A 25,566-nucleotide genomic window follows, 5' to 3' on the forward strand; every position below is an offset into this window, starting at 1 on the left:
AGAGAACGATCATGACGCTGACCGACCCCCGACCCGCCAGGGCTCCGGCTGCGGAGAGGCTTGGCATCATCGACACCGACTTCCACCCGATGCCGGTGCCTACAGACCCGCAGGTTGCGGAGCACCTCCCCGAGCGGTGGAGGACCTACATCGCCCGCTACGGGCTAGGCGGCTTCGGCGGCGGCGTCTCGCCGTCGCAACGGGAGTTCACCCACCGGCTCGATGCCGTCGACGAGAGTGGCCGTGTGGGCGTCGACCCGCACTTGGCCGTGCGGCAGGTGCTGGATCCGTTCGACATGTCTGCGGTGGTTCTGACCTGTCCGCAGACTTACATCATCACCAGCGGAGGGGCGAACATGCCCTACGAGTGCGCCTACGCGCTTTACCGTGCCTACAACGACGCCCTCGCGCACACCTGGGTGGGCGCCGACAGCCGGTTCCGCGCCAGCATCACCCTGCCTCGCGACCTCGCAGGCGCCGAGCAAGAGATCGTGCGTTGCAAGGAAGGACCGTACGGCGACTCCTATGTCCAAGTCCTGATGTCCCCCGCCGGCCAGGAACCGCTCGGCAAGCAGCGTTACTGGCCGATCTTCGAGGCGTGTCAGCACTACGACATCCCGCTCGCCTTCCACGTTCCCGGCATGGGCCGCCAGCCGACGGGGGCGGGCCGGCAGAACTTCTACGCGGAGATGCACGCCGCTTTCGCCGTGTTGCCGATCTCTATGGTGCCGAGCCTGATCTTCGAGGGTGTCTTTGAACGCTTTCCACGATTGAAGATCGCGCTTCTCGAACTCGGCTGGGACTGGGCCGCCCCGTTTTCCTGGCGACTCGACGCCACCTACGACAAGCTCCGCGACGAGGTGCCGCACCTGACCCGGCGCCCGTCGGAGTACCTGCGCGAGCACTTCTGGTTCTCCACTCAGCCGATCGAGGAGCCGGAGCGGCTGGAGGAAACCCCACACGTATTCGCGATGTTCGAGGAGTCCGGTTTCGCTGACCGGCTGATGTTCTCCTCGGACTACCCGCACTGGGACTTCGACTCACCGTACGAGTCGGTGCCCGAGACGTTCCCGCTGGACCGCCGGCGGCGAATCCTGGGCGAGAACGCGAGCCGCCTCTACGGCATACCGCTGCTGCCCGGACATGGGATCCCGGCGGTGGGTGCCTGAATGTCCGCGCTTGAGAAGGCACGCCGCGCGCGCCTCGCACGGCTGTTGAACCACGAGGACGTGCGCCGGGCCGCGGCGCGCGCCCTGCCTCGTGGAATCCGCGAGTACGTTGAGGGCGGCGCTGAGGACGAGGTCACCCTTTGGCGAAACGCCAAGGCCTTTCGCGACGTCGCGTTCCGGCCCCGCATGGCCACGTGGGTCGACCGGCCGGACCTCACGACGACCGTGCTCGGCACTCGCATCGAGCTGCCCGTGCTCACTGCACCCTGCGGCGGCATGCGGCTCGTGCACCCGCACGGCGACATCGGAGTGGCCACCGCGGCGTCGCGCGCCGGCTCGATCCACGTGGCCAGCTCGGCGGCCGGATTCACCCTCGAGGAGATCGCGGCTGTCGGGGGCCCGCAGTGGTTCCAGCTGTACCGCTTCTCCTCGCGTCGCACGATGGAGCACCTCATGCACCGCGCCCAAGAGGCGGGCTACTCGGCGTTGGTCGCGACGGTGGACACCGCGGTGTCCGGCTACCGGGAGCGGGATTTCAAGAACGGTTTCAGCTACTCGATGCGGGTCAACGCCCGTAATGCCGTGAAGCTCGCCCCGCAACTCGTGCGTCGACCCGCGTGGCTCGCCAGGTACATCCTCGACGGGCTGCCCTTCGAGATCCCGAACACCGCGCAGGTCACCGCAGATGGCAAGCCGATGGTGCTCACCGAGATGACGAAGGGGGGCGCGGGATCGCACTCGCCCACCTGGACCGACGTTGACTGGCTGCGCGCGAACTGGCGCGGCCACCTCGTCGTGAAGGGACTGCTCACGGCTGAGGACGCGCGCCGTGCCGTCGATGCGGGGGCCGACGCGGTGATCGTGTCGAACCACGGCGGTCGCCAGCTCGACGGTGCGCCCGCCACGCTGCACGTCCTCCCGCGAATCGTCGAGGCGATCGGCGGCGAGGCGGATGTGCTGCTGGACAGCGGGATCCGCCGCGGCAGTGACGTCCTCAAGGCACTGTCACTGGGTGCGAAGGCCGTGCTCGTTGGGCGGCTCTCGGTATGGGGACTGGCCGCGGGCGGAACCGCGGGCGTCGAGCGTGTGCTCGAGCTCGTGCGCGCCGAGATGGTCCGCACGATGCGCCTGATGGGTTGCGAGTCGGTGTCCGAGCTGGACCCGAGCTGGCTCGACGAGGACACGATCCCCGCTCACCGCAATAAGAAGGAGGTCGAGGTCCTGTGACTACGGCAGAGACCCGGTCCGCGACCACACCGGCCCGGCACGCCAACCGCTTCGTGGTCGCCCGCGTCGACGAGATTCCGCCGGGGGATCGACGCATCGTAGACGTGGGAGGCCGGCAGGTCGGCGTCTACAACGTCGGCGGCCGGTTCTACGCGATGCTCAACCGCTGCCCACACCTGGCCGGCCCGCTGTGCGAGGGCCAGGTGGTCAACGCCGTCGAGTCCTCCGTGCCGGGCGACGTCCGGCTCGAGGAATCCCGCACCTACGTCACCTGCCCCTGGCACAACTGGGAGTTCGACGTCGAGACCGGCCAGTCGTACTGGAACCCGCGGCTGCGCGCCCGCCCGCTGCCCGTGGGCGTCGAGGGCGGCGCGGAGATCGAGGCCGCCGTCCAACGCGGTGAGATCGACCGGCTGCCCGGCCCCTTCCAGGCCGAGATGGTCCCCGTCTCGGTGGAATCCGACTACGTCGTGCTATCGCTGCGGCCAGCACGAGGAGGCAACAGATGACCGCCCCTTTCACCGCCCTGCTGAAGGGCTCCGCCCGGGACGCCCTGTGGAGCGGGCCGGTGGTGGACTGCGACGTCCACGCCACCCCGCCGTCACTGGAGGCTCTGTTCCCTTACACCGAACCGGTGTGGGTGCAGGGCGCGCAGGAGCGCGGCTGGAAAGGACCCATTGGGGAGGCCCATGCTTACCCGCCTGGCGCCCCAACCACTGCTCGGGACGAGTGGCGGCCGGAGGGCAGGCCGCCGGCGTCGAGCGTCGAACTGTTGCGGCAGCATGTCCTCGACCCCTGGCGGGTCGACGCGGCACTCGTGAACACCGCCTACGGCGTGGACTCGCTGCGTCACCCCGACTGGGCCCCCGCGCTGGCCCGCGCGGTCAATGACTGGCTGATCGCGGAGTGGCTCGACCGGGATCCGCGGCTTGTCGGCTCGATGGTCGTCCCGGCGCGCGATCCCGCCGCGGCCGCCGCCGAGATCGAGCGGATCGGTTCACACCCGCGGATCGTGCAGGTCACCATGCCCGTCCGGTCCGAACGGCTCTACGGACAGCGGGTGTTCTGGCCGATATACGAGGCCATGACCCGCCACGACCTGGTCATGGGGCTGAGCTGGGGTGGCACCACCGAGGACGCGCCCTCCCCAACCGGTTACGCCTCCTGGTACGCCGAGGAGTACGCGGCGGAAATCCAGCTTTACGGCGCGCAGATGACCAGCATGATCTACGAGGGGATCTTCCAGAAGTTCCCTGGCCTGCGCGTAACGATGCTGGAGAGCGGCTTCGCCTGGGTACCCACCTGGAGTTGGAGCGTCAACAAGAAGTGGAAGGGCCTGCGCCGCGAGATCCCCTGGGTCGACCGGCTGCCCACCGAGATCATTCGCGACCACTTCCGGTTCTCCATCGCCCCGGCCGATCTGGGCCCGGCCGCGCACGCCCGCAAGGTCATCGAATGGTTGGGGTCCGAGGATCTGCTGTTGTTCGCCACGGACTACCCGCATCTGCACACCGACGACCTGGCAGCCGTCCTCGAAGTGATGCCGGAGTCCATGCGGCCAAAGGTCATGGCCGAGTCCGCGCGGCAGTGGTATCGACTGGACAAGGCCCTCTCATGAGCTACGCCTTCACCGCGTTCGCACATCCGAACCGGCTGCGCCGGATCCTGGAATCGGGCGGTACGGCGGTCGGGCTCGCCTGTCACACGGGGGATCCGCACATCGCGGAGACCCTGTCACTCGCCGGGTTCGATTATCTCTACCTCGACCAGCAGCACGGCGTCGGTGGTCTAGGCAGTCCGGTCGAGATGCTGCGGGCCACTGCGCGCACCGGCACCACACCGCTGGTAAGGGTCGCGGCGAACGACCCGGTGCTGATCGGGCGCGCCCTCGATGCCGGTGCCGAGGGCGTCATCGTCCCGACGGTCGAGTCCGCCGAGGACGCTCGCCGTGCCGCTGCGGCGGCCCGCTACGCCCCCGACGGAATCCGCAGCTGGGGACCGACCCGCTCGGCCTTCGGGCTCGGGTCGGACCCGGAGACGGTCAACGGCGAGGTGCTCTGCCTCGTCATGATCGAAACCATCGAAGGTGTCGCGAGAGCGGGGGAGATCGCCGCGGTCCCGGGCGTGCACGGGGTGTACGTCGGGCCGGGTGATCTCGCCGTCAGCCTAGGGCTGTCCCCGACTGAGGGGCCACGCAACGCACGGCATCGCGCCGCTGTGCGCGACATCTGCGCCGCGTGCGACGCGGTCGGCATCGCCGCGGGCATCACCGGCGACCCGCGCACGGAGGCCGCCCGCGGTTTCCGGATGGTCACCGCTGGCTCCGACGTCAGCTTCCTCAAATCCGGTCTCGCGGACGCACGGGCCCGCCGGGATGCCCTGCTGCGCACCAGCACCGAAGACGACACCGAAGGAGATGTCACCGCATGAGCACCGTCAACACCGTCCGAGGACCGATCGACAGCTCCGAGATCGGCACGACGCTGATGCACGAGCATCTCTTCGCCCACAACCCGGAGCTCGAGCAGAACCTGCCGCACCCTGAGTGGGACGAGGAGGTAATGATCGAGAAGGCCCGGAAGAGCCTCACCTCGCTGCACGAGGACAAGGGCATCGACACCTTCGTCGATCTCACCGTCCTCGGGCTGGGCCGCTACCTGCCGACCGTGCAGAAGGTCGCCGAGGGCCTGCCGCTCAACATCGTCGTGGCCACCGGGTACTACACCGCTAAGGACCTGCCGACCTTCTTTCACACCCACGCCCCGGACGGTCTGGTGGGGAAGACCCTAGGCGGCCGGGATCCGCTCGAGGTCATGTTCATCGACGACATCGTCAAGGGCATCCCCGGAACCGACGGGGTCAAGGCCGGGATCATCAAGGTGGTCACCGACGAGCACGGCATGACCGCCGACGTCCAGCGGGTCTTCACGGCCGCCGCCCGGGCCCAGGCTGAGACCGGCGTCCCGATCTCCACGCACACGAACGTCGCCTTCGCCAACGGCCGCGAGCAGCAGAAGTGGTTCCGGAGCAACGGCGTCGACCTGGAGCGCACCGTCATCGGGCACTGCGGCGACTCCACCGACCTGGACTACCTCAAGGAGCTCATGGACAACGGCTCGACCATCGGCCTCGACCGGTTCGGCATGGAGTTCGTGCTCGACGACGACAGCCGCATCGACACCCTCGTCGCACTGCTCGAGCAGGGCTACGCGGAGCGGATCACCATCTCCCATGATGCCGGGTTCTTCTCGATCAACACCCCGCCGTCCTTCCGAGCGAAGCACGTGCCGAACTGGCATCACCACCGCATCTCCGATCACATCCTCCCGGAGATCCGCAAGCGCGGGGCCACCGAGCAGCAGATCACCCAGATGATGGTGATCAACCCGGTCCGGGTACTTACCGGCGACGCCGCGGCGACCGCCGCCGTCGCAGCGAAGGCGCTCGGAGCGGGGGTCTCGTGACTGCAGAACTGGTCACCCTCGCACCTCCGGCCACCCTCCCGGACGCGGTCGCACGCTGGAACAGCGGCGCGATGGCCTTGGTGCCCCTTGCCGGGGCGACGGAGCCGTTGGTCATGGCCCGGGACACCCGAGAGACCTTGGCCGAGTACGCGCAACCGAACGGGGTGTCCGGCCGGGACCTGATCGACGCCGTCGAAGCCGCCGAACTCCGCGGTCGCGGCGGCGCCGGCTTCCCGACCGGCGTCAAGATGCGGGCCGTCGCCGACCGGGAGGGTCCGCGCACGATCGTCGCGAACGGCGACGAGGGCGAACCGCTCGCAGTGAAGGACCGGTACCTCATGCGGATCCGCCCGCACCTCGTCCTCGACGGGCTGCTGCGGGTAGCCGACGCGGTGGCGGCCGATCGAGCCGTCGTCTACCTCTCCGACACCATGTCCGCCGACAGCGTGCGGAAGGCGCTCGACGAGCTCGGCGGAACACCGGTGCCGATCGATGTGATGCAAGTCCCGCGCACCTATGTCGGGGGCGAGGAGTCGTCGGTGGTCCGCGCGATCGACGGCGGGCCCCCGCTGCCGACCGACAAGCCGCCGCGCCCATTCGAGTCCGGGGTGGGAGGGGGTCCGACGCTCGTGCTCAACGTCGAGACCCTCGCCAGGATCCCTGGTCTCGCAGCGGGGGTGAAGACGGACTCGGTGCTGCTCACGCTGACCGGCTCCGTCACCCGACCCGGACTCTACGAGGTCCCGCTAGGGCGGCCGCTACGCGAGCTCGTCGAGCCCGTCGGGGCGCCGGTCGGCTTCCTGATGGGCGGCTACTTCGCCGGTCTGCTCGGGCCGCGCGCACTCGACATCCCCCTCGGATTCACCGAGTTGAGAGCCGAGGGCAGCGGGCTGGGCTGCGGCGCAGTCGCCGTCCTGGGGCCGGGTGACTGCCCAGTCGCCGCCGCCGCCGACGTCATCGCCTACTACGACCGGGAGAACGCCAGGCAGTGCGGACCATGCATCCGCGGCACGGCGGCTATGGCCGGTGCATTGCGGGAGCTGGCGGACGGGACGGCCTCCGACGCTCGGCTGGAGAAGTTGCAGAGCTGGTCGGCCTCGCTGCGCGGGCGGGGCGCCTGCGCCACCCTCGACGGTGCCTGCAACGTGGCCGCCACTCTGCTCCGCGAGTTCCCCGAACTGGTCGCAGAGCACCGCGCGGCGCCGTGTTCGCGTTGTGCCGCCCTCGGGCCGACCGAACGCACGGCACCCCACATCGATCCCGAATCGGAGGAAACATGAAGGTCCGCCTGGAGTCCGCGAAGTGCGACGGGTTCGGCACCTGCGCCGAGCACAGCCCCGAGATCTTCGAGCTCGACGAGTGGGGCTACGCCTCGGTCAAGGGCGACGGCGAGGTCCCCACCGAGCTGGAGGGCAAGGTCAACCGGGCGGTCGCGGACTGCCCCGTGCACGCCATCATTGCGACCTGAGTGCACCGAACGCTCATCCCGCCAGGCGCCCCGTTCCGCGGGGCGCCTGCGGCATCTCCGGCTCGCTCCAGAACTCCAGCGAATCGAGCCACTGCATGAGCAGGTTCCCGGTGTCCTGGAAATGAGCCGCTGTGCCGCTGCGCGCGGCCTCGACGTCGCCCTCGGCGATGGCGTCGATCAAGGCCGTGTGCTGGGTCCGGTTGACCTCGGACCAGCCTGGGACCACGTGAAAATTCTCCGGGAACTGCAACGGGACAAGCCGGCTCGCGGACTGCACGAACCAATCCAGCTTCGGCGCATCGGCGATCACCGACACGTAGTGGTGCAGAGCGGAGTTCAGCTCGGTAGCTAGGTGGCCGTCCGACGGGTCGGCGTCACGGATGCGCTGGTCGATCTCCCGCAAATATGCGACATCCCGGGACGTCGCGCGGGTGGCGGCCCGCGCGGCGATCTCACCCTCCGCCGTCGACCACATCAGATAGGTGTCCTCGACGTCCTTCCGCCGGATCGGGGCGACCCGGAACCCACGGTTAGGCTCATGGCGCACCCAGCCGTCCTGTGAGAGGAGCAGCAGAGCCTCGCGGACGGGTGTGATACTCACGCCCAGCTGCTCGGCAAGCTGGCCTAGTCGGAGAGTGTCACCTGGGTGAACGGTCCGCGCCATGATCTGGTCGCGGATCGCGCTCGCGACGTTGCTGCGCAGTTGCTCCTTCTCATCCCGTCCCACAGCTCCATGATACCCAGCGGCGATCTGCGTCCGTCCTGCCTGCGCCGCGACGTCGGCAGCAGATCCGCCGCGCCGCGCCCCATCGCGGCCCGCTGACCGTGCCCGATCTGGCGATCCGCACGTCGGTCAGGAATCCCATCTGCGCGAGCACTCGCCGGGATCGGTCCGCGACGGTGATCGGCTGGTCGTTTTTCGGGTTGACCGCATCGACCAGCGAGGTCAGGTAGGGCTCGATGTGCTTGCGGCGATCCAGCTCGGCGGTGGAGCCCAGTTCGGGTCGATGTCGGCGAGGAACACCCCGAAGTGTTTGAGGCAGGTCGCGATCGCCGACACCGTTTTGGGTTGGCAGGTTGCCCGTTTGCCTTCCAGATAGGCGATCACTCGGCGGCTGCGGCCATGAACCGAGTGAGCCAAACAAACGGTAGGGAGTTAATTGATGACCTTGACTCGGGGAACTCCATCGAGCCTCGCGCTCAGGTCAAGATCCATCGCTAACCCAGGTGAGAAGCGGAGTGCGGCACGTCTTCCGTTCGAGCGGGCGGACAGGTAACCTACCAATCGTTTGGATCGGAAGGAGTCGCGAGTGGCGGTAGACAAAGTCGTCCCCTCGGCCGCGGCGGCCGTCGCCGACATCGGTGCCGGTGCGACGGTGATGATCAGCGGGTTCGGCCCGCCCGGCCAGCCGGACCTGCTCATCGAGGCGCTGTACGAATCGGGTGTCACAGACCTGACGGTGATCAACAACAACGCGGGTGCCGGGGGCGAGGCGATCTCCGAGCTGTTCGCGGCCAAGCGGGTGCGCAAGGTGGTCTGTTCGTTCCCCAAGGCCATCGGGTCCACGGTGTTCGATGACCTTTACCTCGCCGGGGAGATCGAGCTGGAACTGGTGCCGCAGGGGACGCTGGCGGAACGTATCCGGGCCGCCGGGGCCGGGGTCGCCGGGTTCTACACACCGACCGGCTACGGCACCGAACTTGCCGAGGGCAAGGAGGTGCGGGTCCTCGACGGCCGCCCGTGCGTGTTCGAACGCCCGCTCATCGCCGACTTCGCGCTCGTCCGCGCGCACCGCGCCGATACGCACGGCAACCTCGTCTACCGCAAGACTGGCCGCAACTTCGGACCGCTGATGGCCGCCGCCGCCGAAGTGACCATCGCCGAGGTGGGTGGCATCGCCGAAGTCGGGGCGATCGATCCGGAAACCGTTGTGACGCCGGGGATCTACGTCGACCGGGTGGTCCTCGGGGCGGACGCTGGAGCGGAGGATGAGCGATGAGCTGGTCGCGGCACGAGATCGCCGCCCGGGTAGCGTGGGACATCCCGGACGGTGCCTACGTGAACCTGGGGATCGGCATGCCCACGCTGGTGGCCGACCACGTCCCGGAGGGCAAGCAGTTCATCCTCCACACCGAGAACGGCATGCTGGGGATGGGGCGCGCAGCGACCGGGGACGAGGTCGACCCGGACCTGATCAACGCGGGCAAGATCCATGTCACCGAGACACCCGGTGCGGCGTATTTCGACCACGCCGAGTCGTTCGGAATGATCCGCGGCAGGCACCTGAGCTACTGCGTGATCGGCGCCTACCAGGTGTCGCAGGACGGTGACCTCGCCAACTGGCGGACGACATCACCGACGGTGATCCCCGGTGTCGGCGGCGCGATGGACCTCGCGGTCGGTGCCCGGCACGTCTTCGTGGCGATGGATCTTTTCACGCGCTCCGGCGAGTGCAAGCTCGTGGAGTCCTGCAGCTATCCCCTGACCGCGACGCGCTGTGTGGAGCGGGTGTACACCGATCACGGGGTCTTCGAGCCGTCCGCGGACGGTTTCCGTGTCGTCGAACTCGCCGGTGGCGTGGGGATCGAGGCGCTCCGTGAGTGCAGTGGTCTCGATCTCGTCGACGCCGTTGCGGCCTGACCAGGGAAGGAAGGTCATGACGGCGACGAGTGTCACCCCGGTGCCCTGGGGCGGAGAAGCCTGGCGCGGGCCGATGAGCTGGCCCGATCGGACATCGAAGGCCTACGACCTGGCGGTGCGGCTGGAGGTGGGCATGACGCAGCACGCCGCACACCAGCGCTACGGGTACCGGCTCGTGCAACAGCACGGCGACCACAACTACCCCAACGGCATTTCGGCGGCGATGGAGCTGATGTCGATGCCGGGTCACTGCGGCACCCACGTCGACTCCCTCGGGCACATCTCGGTCGACGGGTGCATCGCGGGCGAACGCAACATCACCTCCCTGCAGTCTGAAGAGGACGGAGTGCCGATCGGTTCGGTCGAAGAACTTCCACCGCTGGTCGGGCGGGGACACCTCGTCGACGGGGAAGTCCTTTTCGGACGCGAGATGACGAACCGGGACGGTTTCGGCGCACCGGAGCTCGACGAGTGGTTCGCCGACAGGCCGCAGCCGGGGCCTGGTTCGATCGTCCTGTTCCGCACCGGGTTGATGAAGTCCTGGGAGGAGCCGGACCGCTACCTCGGCACCGGCGTGGGACTCCCGGGTGTGTCGCTGTCCGGAGCCGAGTGGCTGTCCTCGCGCGGAGTTCTCGCGGTGGGTGGGGACACGGCGAGTTTCGAGCACAAGCCCGAGTGGACGGTCCCCGCGCTCGACGTCCACGTGCATCTGCTCGTGAGGTCCGCGATCCCCATCATGGAGTCGGTCTACCTGGAAGGGCTCGCGGCGGACGGCGTGCACGACGGGTTCTTCTTCATGGCCGCACCGCTGCGCATCAAGGGCGGGACCGGCTCGCCCATCCGCCCCCTCGCCTTCGTGTGACACCAACCGAACCGCTTGAACTGAAGGACAGATCAATGTCGCTCACCCCGGTGGACATCAAGCTCATCGTCGCCGCCTTGCAGGAATCCGGATGGGACCAAGCAGAGGTCGTCGTCGGGGACGTCCGGGTCGCGGTCGCCCGCAACGGCGCGAGGCTCGACTCCGCGTCCTCCCCGGAACCGGCCCCAGCCCCAGCCCCAGCCCCAGCCCCAGCTCCCGCCGCGCCCGCCCCGCTGCCTCCCGAGCCCGCCGAGGAGGAGGGCGGCCACGTGGTGACCGCGCCGAGCGTCGGCATCTTCTGGCGTGCGCCGGAGCCGGGGGCGAAGCCGTTCGTCGAGGTCGGCTCGAAGGTGGCCGTCGGAGACACGGTCGGCATCGTCGAGGTGATGAAGCTGATGGGCAACGTGACCGCCGAGGTGGCCGGGACCGTGACCGCGGTGCACGTGGAGAACGCGCAGGGCGTCGAGTTCGGTACCCCGCTGGTGACGATCCGGCCGGAGAACTGACATGCGCAGCCTGCTCATCGCCAACCGTGGTGAGATCGCCGTCCGGATCGTGCGTGCCTGCTTCGACGAGGGGATCGAAAGTGTCCTGGCCGTCTCGGCGGCCGACACCGATTCGCTCGCCGCGCGGCTCGCCGACCGGGTGGTCGTCATCGGGCCCGCGTCGGCGGCGGAGAGCTACCTGTCCGTGAACCGTGTGGTCGCGGCGGCGCTCTACGCTGGATGCGACGCCCTGCACCCCGGCTACGGCTTCCTGTCCGAGCGTCCCGAGTTGGTCAACGCCTGCGAAGAGAACAAGATCACCTACGTCGGACCGCCCGCGGACATCATGCGACGTTCGGGGTCCAAGCTGGGTGCCCGCGCGGTCGCGGAGAAGGCCGGGATCCCGGCTGGCAAAGGCACGCCCGGTCTCCGCGACGTCGAGGACGCTGTGCGCGCCGCCGAAGCGCTGGACAACTTCCCGTTGCTGCTGAAGGCTTCCGCGGGCGGTGGCGGTCGCGGTATGACGATCGTGCGTGACGTGGCGGACCTGCGGGAGGGCTTCGCCCGTTCCTCCACGGAGGCCCAGCGGGCGTTCGGTGACGGGACGGTCTACCTGGAGCCCTACATCGAGAAGGCGCGTCACGTCGAGGTGCAGATCCTCGCCGACACGCACGGCACCGTGTGCCACCTCGGCGAGCGGGACTGCTCGACGCAGCGCCGGTATCAGAAGATCATCGAGGAGGCACCCGGCGCGGGTCTTCCGGAAGAGCTCGCCGAGGCCGTCCGCACCTCCGCGGTGGAGCTGTGCCGGGCACTGGGCTATGTGGGGGCGGGCACCGTGGAGTTCCTGGTGGACGCCAAGACCCACCGTTACGTCTTCCTCGAGGTCAATGCCCGCGTCCAGGTCGAGCACCCGATCACCGAGATGGTGACCGGCGTCGACATCGTGCGCGAGCAGCTGCGGATCGCCCGCGGTGAACGGCTGTCGTTCCGGCAGGAGGACGTGCGGCTCGACGGTCACGCCATCGAGTGCCGTATCAACGCCGAGGACCCGCGAACGGACTTCCGGCCCACCCCCGGCCGGATCGACAGGTGGACCGTCCCGCAGGGGGCGGGTGTCCGCGTCGACACCTACGCCCACGACGGTGCGGTGGTGGCGCCCTGGTACGACTCGCTCGTCGCGAAGGTGATCGTGCACGCTCCCGACCGTCCCGCGGCCATCGACCTGATGCGCCGGACGCTCGATCGCACTCGCGCCGAAGGCATTTCGACCACCGTCGACGTCCACCGCGCGATTCTCGGCGACCCCGCGTTCGCCGCGGGGCCGGTGACCACCCGCTGGCTCGAAGAGCAGTTCCTGCCCTCGTGGCTGGCGGACTAGGAGCACGCATGCACATCGATTTCGTCGACCAGAGCCTGCGCGACGGTCAGCAGAGCTTGTGGGGCATGCGGATGCGCGCGTTCGAGGCCGCGCCCGCGTTGCCGTACCTCAGGCGCGCCGGGTACCGCACGATCGACCTCACCGGCGCCGGCATGTTCACCGTGCTGCTGCGCGAATATCACGACGACCCGTGGGGCACCCTGGACTTCCTCGTCGCCGGCCTCGGCGGGAACGAGCTGCGCTCGGGCCTGCGGACCATCAGCTGTGCCGGGTTCGCGCACACCCCGCAGGCCGTGCTGGACCTGTGGATCGCGACGCTGGTCAAGCATGGCGCGACCAGTTTCTGGCTGTACGACTGCCTCTACGACATGGAGACCATGCGGCACATGGCCGAGGTGGTCACCAAGGCAGGCGGGCAGCCGGTGCCCGCGGTGATGTACGGCCTGACGGATGTGCACGACGACGCGTTCTTCGCCGAGCGCGCCGGGCAGATGGCTTCGTGGCCGGGCGTGGAGTCCGTCTACGTTGAGGACGCCGCGGGCGTGCTGAAGCCGGAGCGTGCCAAAACCCTGCTTCCCGCGATCCGCACGGCGACCGGAGACATCCCGCTGGAGATGCACGCGCACAACACGACGGGGCTGGCGCAGCACAACTACGTCGTCGCGGTGGAAAGCGGGTTCCAGCGCCTGCACACCGCGTCCCGGCCGCTGGCCAACGGGCCCTCGCTGCCCTCGACCGAGATGATGAGCGTGATCGTCGAGGACCTCGGCCACACGCACGGCCTGGACACCTCGACCTTCGCGCCCGTCGCGGCGAACCTGGAAGAGGCGGCACGGATCGGCGGGCATCCGCTGGGTGTGCCGGCCGAGTACGATCCGCGGATCTACGACCACCAGCTGCCGGGCGGGATGACCGGGACACTGATCAACCAGCTCGAACGCCACGGCATGGGGCACCGCCTGCGGGAGGTCCTCGAAGCGATCCCACAGGTCCGCGTCGAGCTGGGGTCGCCGATCATGGCCACACCGTTCTCCCAGTTCGTCGGCATCCAGGCCGTGCTAAACATCGTCACCGGCAAGCCCTACGAAATGGTGCCCGACGAGGTCGTCCACTACGCCCTTGGTCACTACGGGCCGCTGCCCGCGCCGATCGCGCCCGACGTTCTGGACCGGATCTTGAGCAGCCCGCGTGCCAAGCAACTATCGGACTGGGAACGGCCGAATCCGTCGCTGGCCGAGATCCGCAAGAACTTCCCGGGCGGGATCTCCGACGAGGAATTATTGCTCCGGTACATGTTCTCCGACGAGGAGGTCGACCGGACGATCGCCAAGGGACCGGTTCGTACGGACCCGCGGCGCAGCGCGAACCGCGTCGTCGATGCGATCCTCGACCTGATCGGCGATCCCGGCGGCAGCCGCTCGTTCGCGGTGTCCACACCGGACTTCAGCCTGAAACTGCGGAAAGCGAGCTGACGTGGGTGAGTGCTTGCTGGTCGAGCGTGACGGCCCGGTCACCTGGATGACGTTGAACCGGCCCGAGCGGCTCAACGCGCTGTCCGACGACCTTCTCGAGAGCCTGGGCGACGCGCTCGAGGAGAGCGCGTCGACCGACGTCGGCGTGGTCGTCATCCGCGGCGAGGGACGGTCGTTCTGCGCGGGCTATGACATCGCACCCGACTCCGCGGAGGTCGGGTACGCAGCCGAACGCACGCCGGTGCAGGATCGTGACCGATTGTTGGGCAACATCGAGTTGTTCACCCGGATCTGGCGGCACCCGCAGCCGGTGATCGCGCAGGTCCACGGGTACTGTGTGGCCGGCGGAGCGCAACTGGCCTCCCTGTGCGACATCACGATCGTCGCTGAGGACGCGGAGATCATGACCTCGCCCGCGCTGCCGCTGGGCGGCGGCTACCTGTCACCGTTGTGGGTGCACCGGGTCGGTCCCCAGCGAGCGAAGCTGATGTCGTTCGACGCTGGCCGCAGGATTTCGGGGAAGGTCGCGGCGGACTGGGGCTGGGCGGCCGAAGCGGTGCCCGCCGAGGAGCTCGCGACCTATGTACGGCGGACCGCGCATTCGCTCGCGCGCACCCCCGCACCGTTGCTGCGTCTGAAGAAGGAAGCCGTCAACCGGACGGTAGAGCAGCAGGGACTGCTGACCCACGCCCGGACCGGCGCCGAGACCGACGCGCTGCTGCACCAGACCCCGGAGGTCAAGCACTTCCAGGAGTCGATCAAGTCGCTCGGCTTGAAATGCGCTATCGCGGCGTTCAACGCGCCGTTCATGGAAGAGTTCGGAGGACGATCGTGACGTCTGTGGCGACGCGCGGCGCCCGTGACCTCGAGACGTTCGCGTCCGAGGCGGAGAAGTGGCTCGCGACCGCGGTGCCTGCCCGGTGGAGAGAGAACCGCGGCAGGCTGGCCGGTAAGGAGTCCGATGCGCTCCGCCGCGAGTGGGACCGCATGCTGTGGAAGGGCGGTTACTCCGGTCTATCCATCCCGGCGAAGTTCGGCGGGCGTGGTCTCGGCTTGGCCGAAGAGGTCGTGTTCCACGTGCTCGCCGGCAAGGTCCAGGCGCCCGACGGGTTCACCCGCGTCGGCAAGACGCTCGTCGCACCCATGCTGATCAAGAGCGGAACGCCGGGGCAGCGCGAGACCTACCTGCCGCCGATGATGCGCGGCGAGGAGGTGTGGTGTCAGGGCTTCTCGGAACCCGAGGCCGGGTCCGACCTGGCCGGCATCCAGACCCGCGCCCGCCCGGTGGAGGGCGGCTACCTGCTGACCGGGCGCAAGGTCTGGACCTCCTTCGCGCAGCACGCACAGCGCTGTCTCGTGCTCGCGCAGACCCAGCCCGATGCCGGTCGCTATCGCAACCTGACCATGCTGCTGGTCGACATGGCCCAGCCGGGCATCACGATCAGCGACATCAGGCAGATCTCAGGGGCGGTGCATTTCGCCGAGGTCCGGTTCGACGACGTCTTCGTCTCCGCGGACGACCGGGTCGGCGCCGACGGCGAGGGCTGGCAGGTCGCCATGCGGGTGCTCGGCGACGAGCGCGGTGGTGTCGAGACGGCCTCGCGCTACGTAGAGATCCGGTCCGATCTGGACCTGTTGCTCGAGACCGTCGGGGACCGGCCGGAGCTGGCTGGTCACCTGCGCAACCTCGACGTCCGGGCCGAGTTGCTGCGCTGGCAGCTGGCCAAGGTCGTCGACCGGGAAGCCGACGCGGACAGCGCGTTCCAGCGGTCGGCGTCGGTGCTCAAGGTGATGTGGAGCGAGCTGTGGCAGGACGTGACCCGCCTGGGGCTGTCCACCGCGCCACACACCCACCGCGAGCACTGGCGCTACCAGTACCTGGAGGCGCGCGCCGTCAGCATCTACTCCGGTACCAACGAGATCCAGCGCAACATCCTGTCCGAACGCATCCTGGGACTGCCGCGATGACACACACCATGACCGCGGCACCGTCCGAAATGGGCGCACTGGCGGCGGAGGCGATCCGGGATGTGCTCCGCCGGGCGACCTCGGGATCGCCGATAGCCACCTACGCCGAGGGTGCGTCGCCCATGTCGTGGGCCGTCCTGGCCTCCGGCGGGTGGGATCTCCTCGGCCATCCCGACAACGGTGCCTCGGTTCGTGATCTCGCGGAGGTCGCCCGCGCTTGGGGCTACGGCTGCGTCCCGTTGCCGCTGATCCCGTCGCTGGTCGCCAAGCGTCATTCCGCGGCGGCCGCGGCACACGACGGGCCGGTCACACTGGCGCTGCCGCTTTCCGGCACGACGCGGGCCTACGTGCCGTTCGGCCAGGTGCCGGGCATCCGACTGGTGACCGGGCTCGGTACCGGGCCCGACCGGCTGACCGACGTGCCCGCGGGTGACGTGGACGACCTGGCGCTGACGATGCGCGGCGTCGAGTCGGACGCCGGGACCGCGCTCACGGATCCGGTTGCCCGGGAGGTCGCCATCCTGCTGGCGGCCGAGGCCACCGGCGGCGCCGAGCGACTCCTGTCCGACTCGAACGCCTTCGTCGCCGAGCGCAAGCAGTTCGGCAAACCGGTCGGTGCGTTCCAGGCGGTCAAACACCACCTCGCCGACGCCGTGATCGCGGCCGAACTGGCCGAGACCGCGGTCATCTGGGCCGCCGAGCGGCCAGCGGAGGGGTTCCGCGGTGCGTTGTTCGCGATCGACCGCGGCATCGACATCGCCGAGCTGGCGATCCAGGTGCACGGTGGCCTCGGGTTCACCTGGGAGATGGGGCTGCATTTCCCGCTGCGGCAGATGATGATGGCCCGCGAGCTGGTCTCCGCGCTGGAGGACCGGCACGGCTGATCAGCCGCCCAGCAACCGCCGGAGGCAGGACGATGACGGTGACGTCCCGTTCGGGCCTATCCACCGAAGCCATGCGACCTCCTATCCGGATAGATCGCCGGACTTCTACCGATCAAACACTGCGTCCAGCTTCAGCTACTACGGCGTGTCGCCCCGCAATCCGGTCAATGGAAAGGCTGTCGGGTGCTGAAAGCCAAACCGCGCCTGTCCGAACGGATCTTTCAATGCCAGGCGTGCGGCGCTGCGGGTACCGCCACGGGAAGACCCAAGCCAGTACAGCCCTCGCCGCTCTAGCGCACTTCTAGTCAGCCCAGCGCGTTCACCCAAACCACACCACCAGGTGAGAGGTGAGGGGCACCCTTTGGTAGCTATGCCGCCCAAGGGTGCCCCTCACCTCGAAAAATTCACCCGGGTGGGTTGGGTGGCGGCCTTGGGCCGCATCTGCTGGCGACAACCGGGCGCCGTCACGGTTATGGAGTCGCCGGGATTGCTGGGAACGCTCTCCGCGGCGGTGATTTCACTAGTGGTGACACGCTTATCAGACAGCGGAGCTCTCGGTTTTTACACGTTTCCCGAACGGTGCGGTCAAGGCGTCCTCAGTCGACTGCGGCGAGGGTGCGGAAGCGGCTGCCGTGGAAGATCAGGGGAGCGGCCCCGGGATCGGCCCGCAGCCCGTGGACGCGCAACAGGGCGATCGCGTGGTCTCCCGCCGGCAGCTCACGCTCCACAGAGCAGTCCAGCCAAGCCGTCGCCCCGCGGACGTAAACGGCACCGTCGGCCGTCGTCTCCCACGACACCCCGGCGAACCGGTCGCCCTCCTTCCGGGACAGGCTAAGGCATTCCGCGTCGTGCCCTTCCGCGAGGACGCTGACGCCGAGGCGGGCCCGGGGCCGGAGCTTGGGCCACGTCGCCGAGGTGTCCTGCACGCAGACTGACACGAGCGGTGGGTCCATCGAGACCGAGGTGAACGAGCTGGCCGCCATGCCGATGGGTACCTTGTCGATCAGCGCGCACACCGCAGTCACCCCGGACGGGAAGCAGCCGAAGGCCTGCCGGAGCGTGCGTGGATCACCGCTCAGCGGTTCGAGCTGGATCATCGTTACCCTCCGAGAACAGGGGGAATGGTCAGGGTTCTCCGGCGAGGACGGCGCCGCGCAGGCCGGCCGCGGTGAACGGTTCGTAGGAGTGGACGTGGAATCGCCATGCGCCGTCCTCTAACCGGAATTCGTCGGTGTAGCGGCCCAGCGTCACCAGCCGCACCGCATGTTCGTCTACCCTCACGGCCTGCACGTACGCGGATCCGGAGGCCACGTCGCCGGGCCCGGCGACGACGATCATCGACGAGATCAGGTGCCGGATGCCCGTGGGGGTTCCGGCGGCGCGGACCAGGCCGGCAATCGCGTCCCGCCCGGTCACCGGCTCAGTGCCGGGTGCGCGGAGGAACGTCGCGGTCGTGGTGAACAGCGAGCCGAACTGCTCGGCGCGCCCGTCGTCGTAGTACTGGGCGTACCGCGCGTAGAGCTCCGCGATCTCCGGCCTGGTCACGTCGCCTCCGTCATTTCAGCAGGGCGCCGGCGTCGACGGGAAGCGCGGCGCCGGTGATGAACCGGGCGTCGTCGGACACCAGGAACAGCAGGGCGTTGGCGATGTCCTCGGGCTCGACCCACGGGGTCGGGAGCACCTGCAGGGTGCGGGCGGCCTCGAGGAAGTCCTCGCGCGTGGGGGCCTCCAGGTCCGGCCGGAACATCCGCCAGGTCGCCTCGTTGTCCGCCATCGGTGTGGCCACCTGCGTGGGGTGGATGCTGTTGACGCGGATACCCTCCGGGCCCAGCTCGAGCGCGAGGGACTTGGTCAGGCCGACGACACCGTGTTTGGACGTCACGTAGTGCGGGATGTTGGCGAACGGGTGCAGCCCCGCGACCGAGCTGGTGATGACGATCGCGCCGCCGCGGCCGCCCGCCTGGATGTGCGGGATCGCGGCCCGGCAGGTGTGGTAGGCGCCGTTGAGGTTGATGTCGATCATGTCTTGCCACACGGAGTAGTCCATCCCGGACGCCGTGGTGGGTGCCGCCGCGATCCCCGCGTTGGCGGCGACGATGTCGAGCCTGCCGAATTCCGCCACACCCTGGTCGACTACTGCCGTCAGCGTCGGCAGGTCACGCACGTCCGCGACGGCCGTGATGACGCGCTTGCCCAGTGCTTCGACGGCGTTCGCGGTGTCGGCCAGTTCCTCGCGGGTGCCGCCGGGGTAGGGGACGCCGGGGATGTCCTCGCAGATGTCGACCGCGATGATGTCCGAGCCCTCCCGCGCGAGCGTGATCGCGTGCGCGCGGCCCTGGCCGCGGGCCGCCCCGGTGATGAATGCGACTTTGCCCTCGACGCGTCCGGTCATGGTTCAGGAGCTCCTTTGCTGGTCGGCGGACGAACGGTTCGGGCTGGGCAGCAGATGTCCCAGCCGGTCCCGTTTGGTGCGCAGGTAACGGACGTTGTGCGGGTTGTGGCTGACCGGGAGCGTGATCCGGTCGGCGATCTCCAGGCCGTAGCCCTCCAGCCCGCCGTACTTGGCCGGATTGTTGGTGATGAGCCTGAGTCTGCGGACGCCGAGGTGGCCGAGGATCTGCGCGCCTACGCCGTAGCTGCGCGAGTCGACGGGCAGCCCTTGGGCGAGGTTGGCGTCGACCGTGTCCATGCCCTGCTCCTGCAGCGCATAGGCGCGGATCTTGTGCCCGAGCCCGATTCCCCGGCCTTCGTGGCCGCGCAGGTAGACGACGGCGCCGCAGCCTTCCTCCGCGATCGTCTCCAGCGCTTGTTCGAGCTGGGTGCCGCAGTCGCAGCGCAGCGATCCAATGATGTCGCCGGTGAGGCATTCGCTGTGGACGCGCACCAGTGCGCCGCGTTCGGTGTGGCCTTCGGTGGCGAGGTCACCGAGGACGAGGGCCAGGTGCTCGGTGCCGTCGAGCCTGGACCGGTAGGACACAGCACGGAAGTCACCGAACACGGTCGGCATCGCGGACTCGCCCACCGGCTCGACGAGCTCCTCGGTCGCCCTGCGGTAGCGGACCAGGTCGGCGATCGCGAGCAGCAGGAGGTCGTTCTCCTTGGCGAAGGCGGTAAGTGCCGCACCGCGGAGCATTTCACCGTCGGCGGCGACCAGTTCGCTGATCACGCCGACCGTGCCGCGTCCGGCCAGCCGCAGCAGGTCCACGGCCGCCTCGGTGTGCCCGGCCCGGACCAGCACGCCGCCTTCCCTAGCCCGCAACGGGAACAGGTGCCCCGGCCGGCGCAGCTGTTCCGGCCGGGTGGCGGGATCGGCCAGGGCGCGGCAGGTGAGCGCGCGGGCCGTCGCCGAAACCCCGGTGCCGGCGTCGAGGTGGTCGACGGACACGGTGAACGCGGTGCCGTGGGCGTCGGTGTTGTCCTCGACCATCAGCGGCAGGCCGAGCGCGTCGGCGCGGTCACCGGCCATCGGGGTGCACACGATGCCGGTCGTGTGCCGCACCAGGAATGTCATCTGCTCGGGAGTCACGCTGTCCGCGGCGAGAACGAGATCGCCCTCGTTCTCCCGGTCGTGGTCGTCGACCACGATGATCATCCGTCCTTCGGCGAGCGCAGTGACGGCCTGCCGGACCGATTCGGCTGGTGTCGTGGGCATCGGGAACCTCCTTGTTCCGCCAGCGGGCTCGTCAGCCGCGGAAGCGTGCGATGGCCTGCTTGAGGCCGATCTCCTTGACCAGTTCCTGCAATTCGGCCACGTCCTGCGTGGTGTGGATCAGCGCGTCGGTGTCGGCACCCAGGCCCGCCACGGTGAGGAACCCCTGCATCTCCTGCACCCGGTTCACGGCGAGCTTCTTCATCCGCAGGATCGACGCCGGTGTCTTCGCGATGGACAACGCCAGCTCGCGCACGTACTTCTCCAGCTCGCCAGGCGGGACCGCGGTGTTGCCGAATCCCCACTCCACGGCCGTGCGCCCGTCGATGCGGCGACCGGGCACGAAGGACATCTCCTTCGCGCGCTGCGGGCCGATCTGGAACGACCACAGGGGTGAGATGAACCCGCCGCCCAGCGGGATCGCGGGTGAGGCGGCGAGCTGCGTGTCCTCGGCGACGACGGTGATGTCGCAGAACAACGCGAGCTGGGTGGCTCCGGCCATGCAGTACCCGTGCACCGCGGCGATCACGGGCTGCGGATGCCGCCAGATCCGCGTGAAGCGGTCGATGTATGCCGCCTGCCGGTCGCGGTCGGCCACCGAGCTGCGGGTGTGCGCGTCGCCGATCTCTTCGGATTCGCCGGACACGTCGTAGCCGGCAGAGAAGGCGCGGCCCGCGCCGCGCAGGATGACCACTCGCGTATCGGAGCTCTCCAGTACGGACAGGTGCTCGGCGAGCTCGTCGAGCATGCGCATGGACAGCGCGTTGAGCCGCTCCGGCCGGTCGAGGGTCAGCCACGCGATCGGTCCCTCGCGCTCGAGGCGCACCTCGGCAGGCGTGTCGTTCGCCGGTGTCTCGTTCCGCCTGGGCACCTTGTCCTCCTCGTTGTCACGCTGTCGCGCTGTGACACTGGCAACCTAACGGTTGGTTGAGTACCTTTTCAAGACTTGTCTGGCACCTTAATTGCTGGTGTCCGCCTAGGTGATTGACGAGACGATTGGTAGGTTCGTAGCCTGTCTAATAGTCGGTTGGTAAGTTGGAAGTTGAGGTGGCGATGACGCTGTCCGAGCGACTAAACCTGTCGGCGTTCCGCGACGACGCCGAGCAGTGGCTCCGCGACGCCGTGCCCGAGCGCTGGCGAATGCGGCGGAGCTCGCTGTCGCCCGAGGAGATCACCGCAGTGCGCCGAGAATGGGACAAACAACTGCACCGGGGCGGATACGCAGGGCTTTCGCTGCCGCGGGAGTACGGCGGGCAGGGGCTGGGGCTGGCCGAGGAGGTCGTCTTCCACGAGCTCGCGGCCCGCGCGCACGCGCCGGAGGGCTTCGGTCGGATCGGCAAGATCCTCACAGCGCCGACACTGATCGTCCACGGCACCCCGGAACAGCAGGCGCGTTTCCTACCCGGGATCCTGTCCGGAGAGCAGGTCTGGTGCCAGGGTTTCTCCGAGCCGGATGCGGGATCAGACCTGGCCAGCGTCGCCACGACCGCGCGGCGCGACGGCGACGGCTACCGCGTCACCGGGCAGAAGATCTGGACCAGCTTCGCCGACGTCGCCGACCGCAGCCTGTTCCTCGCCAAGACGAATCCCGACGCCCCGCGCTACCGCAACCTGTCGATGCTCCTGCTGGACATGAAGCAGCCCGGCGTGACCGTGCGCCCGATCAAGCAGATCTCCGGCACGTCCCATTTCGCGGAGGTCTTCTTCGAGGACGTGTGGGTCGCCGACGCCGACCGCCTCGGCGGTGAGGGCGAGGGCTGGAAGGTCGCGATGACCGTGCTGCAGAACGAACGTGGGGCGATCGAAGGGATTACCCGCTACGTCGAGATGCGCTGGGATCTGGACCTGCTGTTGCGGTGCTGCGCCGCCCGGATCGGCCGCACACTCGACGCGGAGGACTTCGACGTTCGCCTGGAGCTCGTCCGATGGCAGGTGAGCAAGGCCGTCGAACTGGTCGACGACCCGGTCGCGTTCGCCCGCGCCTCCTCGGTCCTGAAGGTGACCTGGAGCGAGCTCTGGCAGGAGATGACCCAGCTCGCGATCGCCGCGTCCTGTCCGGAACACCGCGCCCACTGGCGGCACCAGTACCTGGAGACCCGGGCGTCCTCGATCTACTCCGGCTCGTCGGAGATCCAGCGCAACATCATGGCCGAGCGCGTGCTCGGCCTGCCGAAGTGAGGGGCCATGACACAGTTGATTGCAGGCAAGATCGGAAACTTGGCCGCCGAGGGCATCTGGGACCTGCTGGCGCGCTCGCTCGGCGGTGAGCCGATCGCCCGCTACACCGAGGAAGGCCTGCTGCACTGGGAGACGCTGCGGGACGGTGGCTGGGACGAGATCGGCGTTCCCGAGGAGGCCGGCGGGGCGGGCGCGTCACTGCGCGACCTCGTCGAGGTTGCGATGACGTGGGGCGAGTTCTGCGTCCCGCTCCCGCTCGTGGTCACGCTAGCCGCGAAACGCTGGTCCGCTGCGGCTCGGGAGCATCCGGGGCCGGTCACGGTCTCGGTGTCCTCGGCATGCGCCGGCCCGCTGGTTCCGTTCGGGAACGAGCCCGGCATCCGCGTACTGGCCGGGCCCGACGGCTTCCTGGCGGTCGCGGGGGGTGCCACGGACGAGTTCTCCCTGACGCTGCGCCCAATGGCGGCGGACGAGGCGACCGCTTTCGATGCCGTGGCTGCTCGTGAACTCGCGGTGCTGTGGGCCGCCGAGGGCGTGGGCGCGGCGAAACGGTGCTTGCGCGACGCCGTGGCGTATGCTAAGGGGCGCAAGCAGTTCGGCGTTCCCATCGGCGGATTCCAGGCGATCAAGCACCGCGCCGCGCACATGCTCGAACTCACTGAGCGCGCCGAGACTGCGGTGCTGTGGGCCGCAGCCGACGACTTCCGGGAGGGCGCCGAGCCGGTCAGTACCCGGCGCCTGACCCTGCACGCGCTGGCCACCGCGCGCGAGGTTGTCGAGAGCGCGATTCAGGTCCACGGCGGCATGGGGTTTACCTGGGAGATGGGCGTGCACGTGTACTTGCGGCACGTGATCGCGCTGCGGGAGCTCGTGCAGGGACTGCTCCCGGAGTAGCGACCGCGACCCGGGAAACGACTTGTGGCGTGCCTCCACTGGCCGGTGGAGGCACGCCCCAAGTCCCGTGCGGCGGGGGATCAGCCGTAGTCGTTGTACTCCACGAGCAGCCCGTCGCGCACGGTCATGAAGGTGCCCAGGTCGAGGCTCACGGTCTCACCCGCGGCGGCCCAGCCCGGCACGTCGGCCGCGGCCTTCCCGCCCCACGTGTGCTCGACGAAGACCCTGTTGCCGACGGCCGCGATGCTGCGCCGGTTGCTGAAGGCCTTGTCGGGGAAGAGCTGTCCGTAGGTCTCGAACAGCTGCCGGGCCGCCTCTTTGCCCTGCACGTCGACGCCGCGGTTGTGGTGGACGAGGCGGACGTCCTCGGCCAGGAAGGCGGCGATCCGGTCGAGGTCGCCGCTGTTGTAGGCGTCGATGTAGTTCTCGGCGAACTCGACCAGATCGACCTTGTCCGAAGTGGTCACTAGTGCTCCTCGGAGTCAACGGATAACCCGCGCGTGCGGCGGGACTGCGGCAACGTAACAAACATCCGGTAGGTTGACAACCATATTGACCTTCGATCAACCTTGAATTCCCTGGTTGACGCGGTCATTGGCAGTCGATACCCTCAATAAAACGGTCGGTTGGTTGGCAGTTGTCCCGCCGGCCCCGCGCGGTCATCCCGGCTTCCCTCCGCCGGCGGGAACCACGTACACAATCGGCAAAGGAGCTACCCGTGCACGCTGCTGTGTTCCAGACCCCGTTCGTGCCACCGACGCGCTCGGCGCGCGAGGTGTTCAAGTGGGCGGTCGACCGCGCGACGGTCGCCGACCAGGTCGGGTGCACCGAGTACTGGGTCGGCGAGCACGCGACCCAGTCCTGGGAATGCATCCCGAACCCGGAGATGGTGCTCTCGGCCTGTGCGCTGAACACCGAGAACATCATCCTGGCCCCCGGTGCGCACCTGCTGCCCTATCACAACCCCGCGTCGCTGGCGATCCAGATCGCCTGGCTGACGCAGATCCTGGAGGGCCGCTACATCCTCGGGGTAGGCGCCGGCGCCTACCCGGCGGACGGGGCGCTGCGCGGGTTCAACGACCTGTCGAAGAACCACAAGATGCTCTCCGAGGCGATCGAGATCATGGAGCGTCTCTGGAAGGGCGAGCCCTTCCGCCACGAGGGTGAGTTCTTCAAGGCCGGTTTCCCGGAGGAGGACCCGAGCCACCCGTTCCGCAACATGCTGCCGCACGGCGGCAAGGTGCGGATGGGTGTCACCGGCCTGAGTGCCAACTCGCCGTCGATCCGTTTCGCGGGCGCGAACGGCTACCTGCCGCTGTCGGTCTACTCGGGCATCTCCTTCCTCAAGAATCACTGGAAGGTCTACTCCGAAGCCGCCGCCGTGGCCGGGCGTCCGGCTGAGCGCGAGGACCACCACGTGGTGCGCGACGTGTTCGTCGCCGAGACCGACGCCGAGGCCAAGCGCCTGGCCAAGGAAGGCGGTATGGGCAAGGCCTGGACCGAATACCTGCTGCCGGTCTACAAGCAGTTCGGGATCATCGACGGCCTGGCCGAGGGGACCGGTGTGAACTCGGCCGACATCGATCTCGACTTCCTCGCCGAGCACGTGTGGATCTGCGGCAGTCCGGACACTGTCGCGGCGAAGTTCGAGGAGTTCCAGGAGGGTGTCGGTGGTTTCGGCACCGTCATGATCTACGACTACGACTACATGGACGACCCGTCGCCGTGGAACGAGTCGCTGCGTCTGCTGGCGCAGGAGGTCGCTCCCCGCGTGAAGCTACCGAGCGCGGCGCGGTGAGCTGAGAATGCCCGAGTGGCAGGGGT

Annotated in this window: 27 protein-coding genes; 20 read left to right on the forward strand and 7 right to left on the reverse strand. The window is 68.7% G+C overall.

Annotation, left to right across the window (positions count from 1 at the left end; all coding sequences use genetic code 11):
- The first annotated feature begins 11 nt into the window (after window positions 1-11).
- Genes SSPN_RS47690 through SSPN_RS0136800 form a run of 8 tightly spaced genes read left to right on the forward strand, consistent with a single transcriptional unit; the run spans window position 12 to window position 7,328 of the window.
- Window positions 12-1,169 carry an amidohydrolase family protein gene (locus tag SSPN_RS47690; protein WP_010314907.1) on the forward strand — a complete coding sequence of 386 codons (1,158 nt, stop codon included), beginning with the start codon at window positions 12-14 and terminating at the stop codon, window positions 1,167-1,169.
- Window positions 1,170-2,396, forward strand: a complete 1,227-nt coding sequence (locus SSPN_RS47695; protein WP_010314908.1) for an alpha-hydroxy acid oxidase — start codon at window positions 1,170-1,172, stop codon at window positions 2,394-2,396.
- On the forward strand, window positions 2,393-2,905 hold the full coding sequence (locus SSPN_RS0136775; protein WP_010314910.1) for a Rieske (2Fe-2S) protein: 513 nt from the start codon (window positions 2,393-2,395) through the stop codon (window positions 2,903-2,905). Before SSPN_RS47695 ends, SSPN_RS0136775 begins: the two co-directional genes overlap by 4 nt.
- Window positions 2,902-4,014: an amidohydrolase family protein gene (locus tag SSPN_RS47700; RefSeq protein WP_010314911.1), complete on the forward strand. Its 1,113-nt coding sequence runs from the start codon at window positions 2,902-2,904 to the stop codon at window positions 4,012-4,014. Before SSPN_RS0136775 ends, SSPN_RS47700 begins: the two co-directional genes overlap by 4 nt.
- Window positions 4,011-4,826, forward strand: coding sequence for an HpcH/HpaI aldolase family protein (locus SSPN_RS47705; RefSeq protein WP_010314913.1), 816 nt, complete (start codon window positions 4,011-4,013; stop codon window positions 4,824-4,826). The genes SSPN_RS47700 and SSPN_RS47705 overlap by 4 nt, the downstream gene beginning before the upstream one ends.
- Window positions 4,823-5,860, forward strand: a complete 1,038-nt coding sequence (locus SSPN_RS47710) for a phosphotriesterase family protein (protein WP_010314915.1) — start codon at window positions 4,823-4,825, stop codon at window positions 5,858-5,860. The genes SSPN_RS47705 and SSPN_RS47710 overlap by 4 nt, the downstream gene beginning before the upstream one ends.
- Window positions 5,857-7,140, forward strand: a complete 1,284-nt coding sequence (locus SSPN_RS47715; protein WP_010314918.1) for an NADH-ubiquinone oxidoreductase-F iron-sulfur binding region domain-containing protein — start codon at window positions 5,857-5,859, stop codon at window positions 7,138-7,140. The genes SSPN_RS47710 and SSPN_RS47715 overlap by 4 nt, the downstream gene beginning before the upstream one ends.
- The gene (locus SSPN_RS0136800; protein WP_010314919.1) at window positions 7,137-7,328 is read left to right on the forward strand and encodes a ferredoxin; all 192 of its coding nucleotides are present in this window, start codon (window positions 7,137-7,139) and stop codon (window positions 7,326-7,328) included. The genes SSPN_RS47715 and SSPN_RS0136800 overlap by 4 nt, the downstream gene beginning before the upstream one ends.
- Window positions 7,329-7,341: 13 nt before the next feature.
- Here SSPN_RS0136800 and SSPN_RS47720 read toward each other — a convergent pair whose 3' ends face one another.
- Window positions 7,342-8,055 carry a GntR family transcriptional regulator gene (locus SSPN_RS47720; protein WP_010314920.1) on the reverse strand — a complete coding sequence of 238 codons (714 nt, stop codon included), beginning with the start codon at window positions 8,053-8,055 and terminating at the stop codon, window positions 7,342-7,344.
- 583 nt (window positions 8,056-8,638) lie between these two features.
- On the opposite strand from SSPN_RS47720, the gene SSPN_RS0136810 reads away from it, so the two are divergent.
- The 9 genes from SSPN_RS0136810 to SSPN_RS0136850 are packed head-to-tail and all read left to right on the forward strand — an operon-like array spanning window position 8,639 to window position 17,021.
- On the forward strand, window positions 8,639-9,328 hold the full coding sequence (locus tag SSPN_RS0136810) for a 3-oxoacid CoA-transferase subunit A (RefSeq protein ID WP_010314921.1): 690 nt from the start codon (window positions 8,639-8,641) through the stop codon (window positions 9,326-9,328).
- On the forward strand, window positions 9,325-9,969 hold the full coding sequence (locus SSPN_RS0136815; RefSeq protein ID WP_010314922.1) for a 3-oxoacid CoA-transferase subunit B: 645 nt from the start codon (window positions 9,325-9,327) through the stop codon (window positions 9,967-9,969). The genes SSPN_RS0136810 and SSPN_RS0136815 overlap by 4 nt, the downstream gene beginning before the upstream one ends.
- Window positions 9,970-9,985: 16 nt before the next feature.
- Window positions 9,986-10,831 carry a cyclase family protein gene (locus SSPN_RS0136820; protein ID WP_010314923.1) on the forward strand — a complete coding sequence of 282 codons (846 nt, stop codon included), beginning with the start codon at window positions 9,986-9,988 and terminating at the stop codon, window positions 10,829-10,831.
- Between the two features lie 35 nt (window positions 10,832-10,866).
- Entirely contained in the window at window positions 10,867-11,337 is a 471-nt protein-coding gene (gene accB / locus SSPN_RS0136825) for an acetyl-CoA carboxylase biotin carboxyl carrier protein (protein WP_010314924.1), read from the forward strand.
- 1 nt (window position 11,338) lies between these two features.
- Window positions 11,339-12,697, forward strand: a complete 1,359-nt coding sequence (locus SSPN_RS0136830; protein ID WP_010314925.1) for an acetyl-CoA carboxylase biotin carboxylase subunit — start codon at window positions 11,339-11,341, stop codon at window positions 12,695-12,697.
- An 8-nt stretch (window positions 12,698-12,705) separates the two neighbouring features.
- The gene (locus tag SSPN_RS47725) at window positions 12,706-14,169 is read left to right on the forward strand and encodes a carboxyl transferase (protein WP_010314927.1); all 1,464 of its coding nucleotides are present in this window, start codon (window positions 12,706-12,708) and stop codon (window positions 14,167-14,169) included.
- A gap of 1 nt (window position 14,170) precedes the next feature.
- A complete protein-coding gene (locus SSPN_RS0136840) occupies window positions 14,171-15,004 on the forward strand; it encodes an enoyl-CoA hydratase-related protein (RefSeq protein ID WP_010314929.1) in 834 nt (277 codons plus the stop codon).
- Window positions 15,001-16,137 (forward strand): acyl-CoA dehydrogenase family protein, encoded by a 1,137-nt coding sequence (locus tag SSPN_RS0136845; RefSeq protein ID WP_237710937.1) that lies wholly within the window; start codon window positions 15,001-15,003, stop codon window positions 16,135-16,137. The genes SSPN_RS0136840 and SSPN_RS0136845 overlap by 4 nt, the downstream gene beginning before the upstream one ends.
- Window positions 16,134-17,021: an acyl-CoA dehydrogenase family protein gene (locus SSPN_RS0136850; protein ID WP_044576784.1), complete on the forward strand. Its 888-nt coding sequence runs from the start codon at window positions 16,134-16,136 to the stop codon at window positions 17,019-17,021. The genes SSPN_RS0136845 and SSPN_RS0136850 overlap by 4 nt, the downstream gene beginning before the upstream one ends.
- Before the next feature lie 596 nt (window positions 17,022-17,617).
- On the opposite strand, the gene SSPN_RS0136855 is transcribed toward SSPN_RS0136850, so the two are convergent.
- Genes SSPN_RS0136855 through SSPN_RS0136875 form a run of 5 tightly spaced genes read right to left on the reverse strand, consistent with a single transcriptional unit; the run spans window position 17,618 to window position 21,541 of the window.
- Window positions 17,618-18,118, reverse strand: a complete 501-nt coding sequence (locus SSPN_RS0136855; RefSeq protein WP_010314936.1) for a flavin reductase family protein — start codon at window positions 18,116-18,118, stop codon at window positions 17,618-17,620.
- A 28-nt stretch (window positions 18,119-18,146) separates the two neighbouring features.
- On the reverse strand, window positions 18,147-18,566 hold the full coding sequence (locus SSPN_RS47730; protein WP_010314939.1) for a nuclear transport factor 2 family protein: 420 nt from the start codon (window positions 18,564-18,566) through the stop codon (window positions 18,147-18,149).
- A gap of 10 nt (window positions 18,567-18,576) precedes the next feature.
- Window positions 18,577-19,413 (reverse strand): mycofactocin-coupled SDR family oxidoreductase, encoded by an 837-nt coding sequence (locus tag SSPN_RS0136865; RefSeq protein WP_010314940.1) that lies wholly within the window; start codon window positions 19,411-19,413, stop codon window positions 18,577-18,579.
- Window positions 19,414-19,416: 3 nt separating this feature from the next.
- On the reverse strand, window positions 19,417-20,673 hold the full coding sequence (locus tag SSPN_RS0136870) for a bifunctional 3,4-dihydroxy-2-butanone-4-phosphate synthase/GTP cyclohydrolase II (protein WP_010314942.1): 1,257 nt from the start codon (window positions 20,671-20,673) through the stop codon (window positions 19,417-19,419).
- A 31-nt stretch (window positions 20,674-20,704) separates the two neighbouring features.
- Entirely contained in the window at window positions 20,705-21,541 is an 837-nt protein-coding gene (locus SSPN_RS0136875; RefSeq protein ID WP_010314944.1) for an enoyl-CoA hydratase/isomerase family protein, read from the reverse strand.
- A 182-nt stretch (window positions 21,542-21,723) separates the two neighbouring features.
- Here SSPN_RS0136875 and SSPN_RS0136880 point away from each other — a divergent pair, with 182 nt between their 5' ends.
- Both SSPN_RS0136880 and SSPN_RS0136885 read left to right on the forward strand, forming a co-directional pair.
- Window positions 21,724-22,848: an acyl-CoA dehydrogenase family protein gene (locus SSPN_RS0136880; RefSeq protein WP_010314947.1), complete on the forward strand. Its 1,125-nt coding sequence runs from the start codon at window positions 21,724-21,726 to the stop codon at window positions 22,846-22,848.
- A 6-nt stretch (window positions 22,849-22,854) separates the two neighbouring features.
- Window positions 22,855-23,742, forward strand: a complete 888-nt coding sequence (locus SSPN_RS0136885) for an acyl-CoA dehydrogenase family protein (RefSeq protein ID WP_010314949.1) — start codon at window positions 22,855-22,857, stop codon at window positions 23,740-23,742.
- Window positions 23,743-23,822: 80 nt separating this feature from the next.
- Here SSPN_RS0136885 and SSPN_RS0136890 read toward each other — a convergent pair whose 3' ends face one another.
- Window positions 23,823-24,209 carry a nuclear transport factor 2 family protein gene (locus SSPN_RS0136890; protein WP_010314951.1) on the reverse strand — a complete coding sequence of 129 codons (387 nt, stop codon included), beginning with the start codon at window positions 24,207-24,209 and terminating at the stop codon, window positions 23,823-23,825.
- 251 nt (window positions 24,210-24,460) lie between these two features.
- Between SSPN_RS0136890 and SSPN_RS0136895 the strand changes: the two genes are divergently transcribed.
- Window positions 24,461-25,540 (forward strand): LLM class flavin-dependent oxidoreductase, encoded by a 1,080-nt coding sequence (locus SSPN_RS0136895; RefSeq protein WP_010314953.1) that lies wholly within the window; start codon window positions 24,461-24,463, stop codon window positions 25,538-25,540.
- Window positions 25,541-25,566 lie beyond the last annotated feature (26 nt).

Source organism: Saccharopolyspora spinosa NRRL 18395, from assembly GCF_000194155.1.
Classification (GTDB): domain Bacteria; phylum Actinomycetota; class Actinomycetes; order Mycobacteriales; family Pseudonocardiaceae; genus Saccharopolyspora; species Saccharopolyspora spinosa.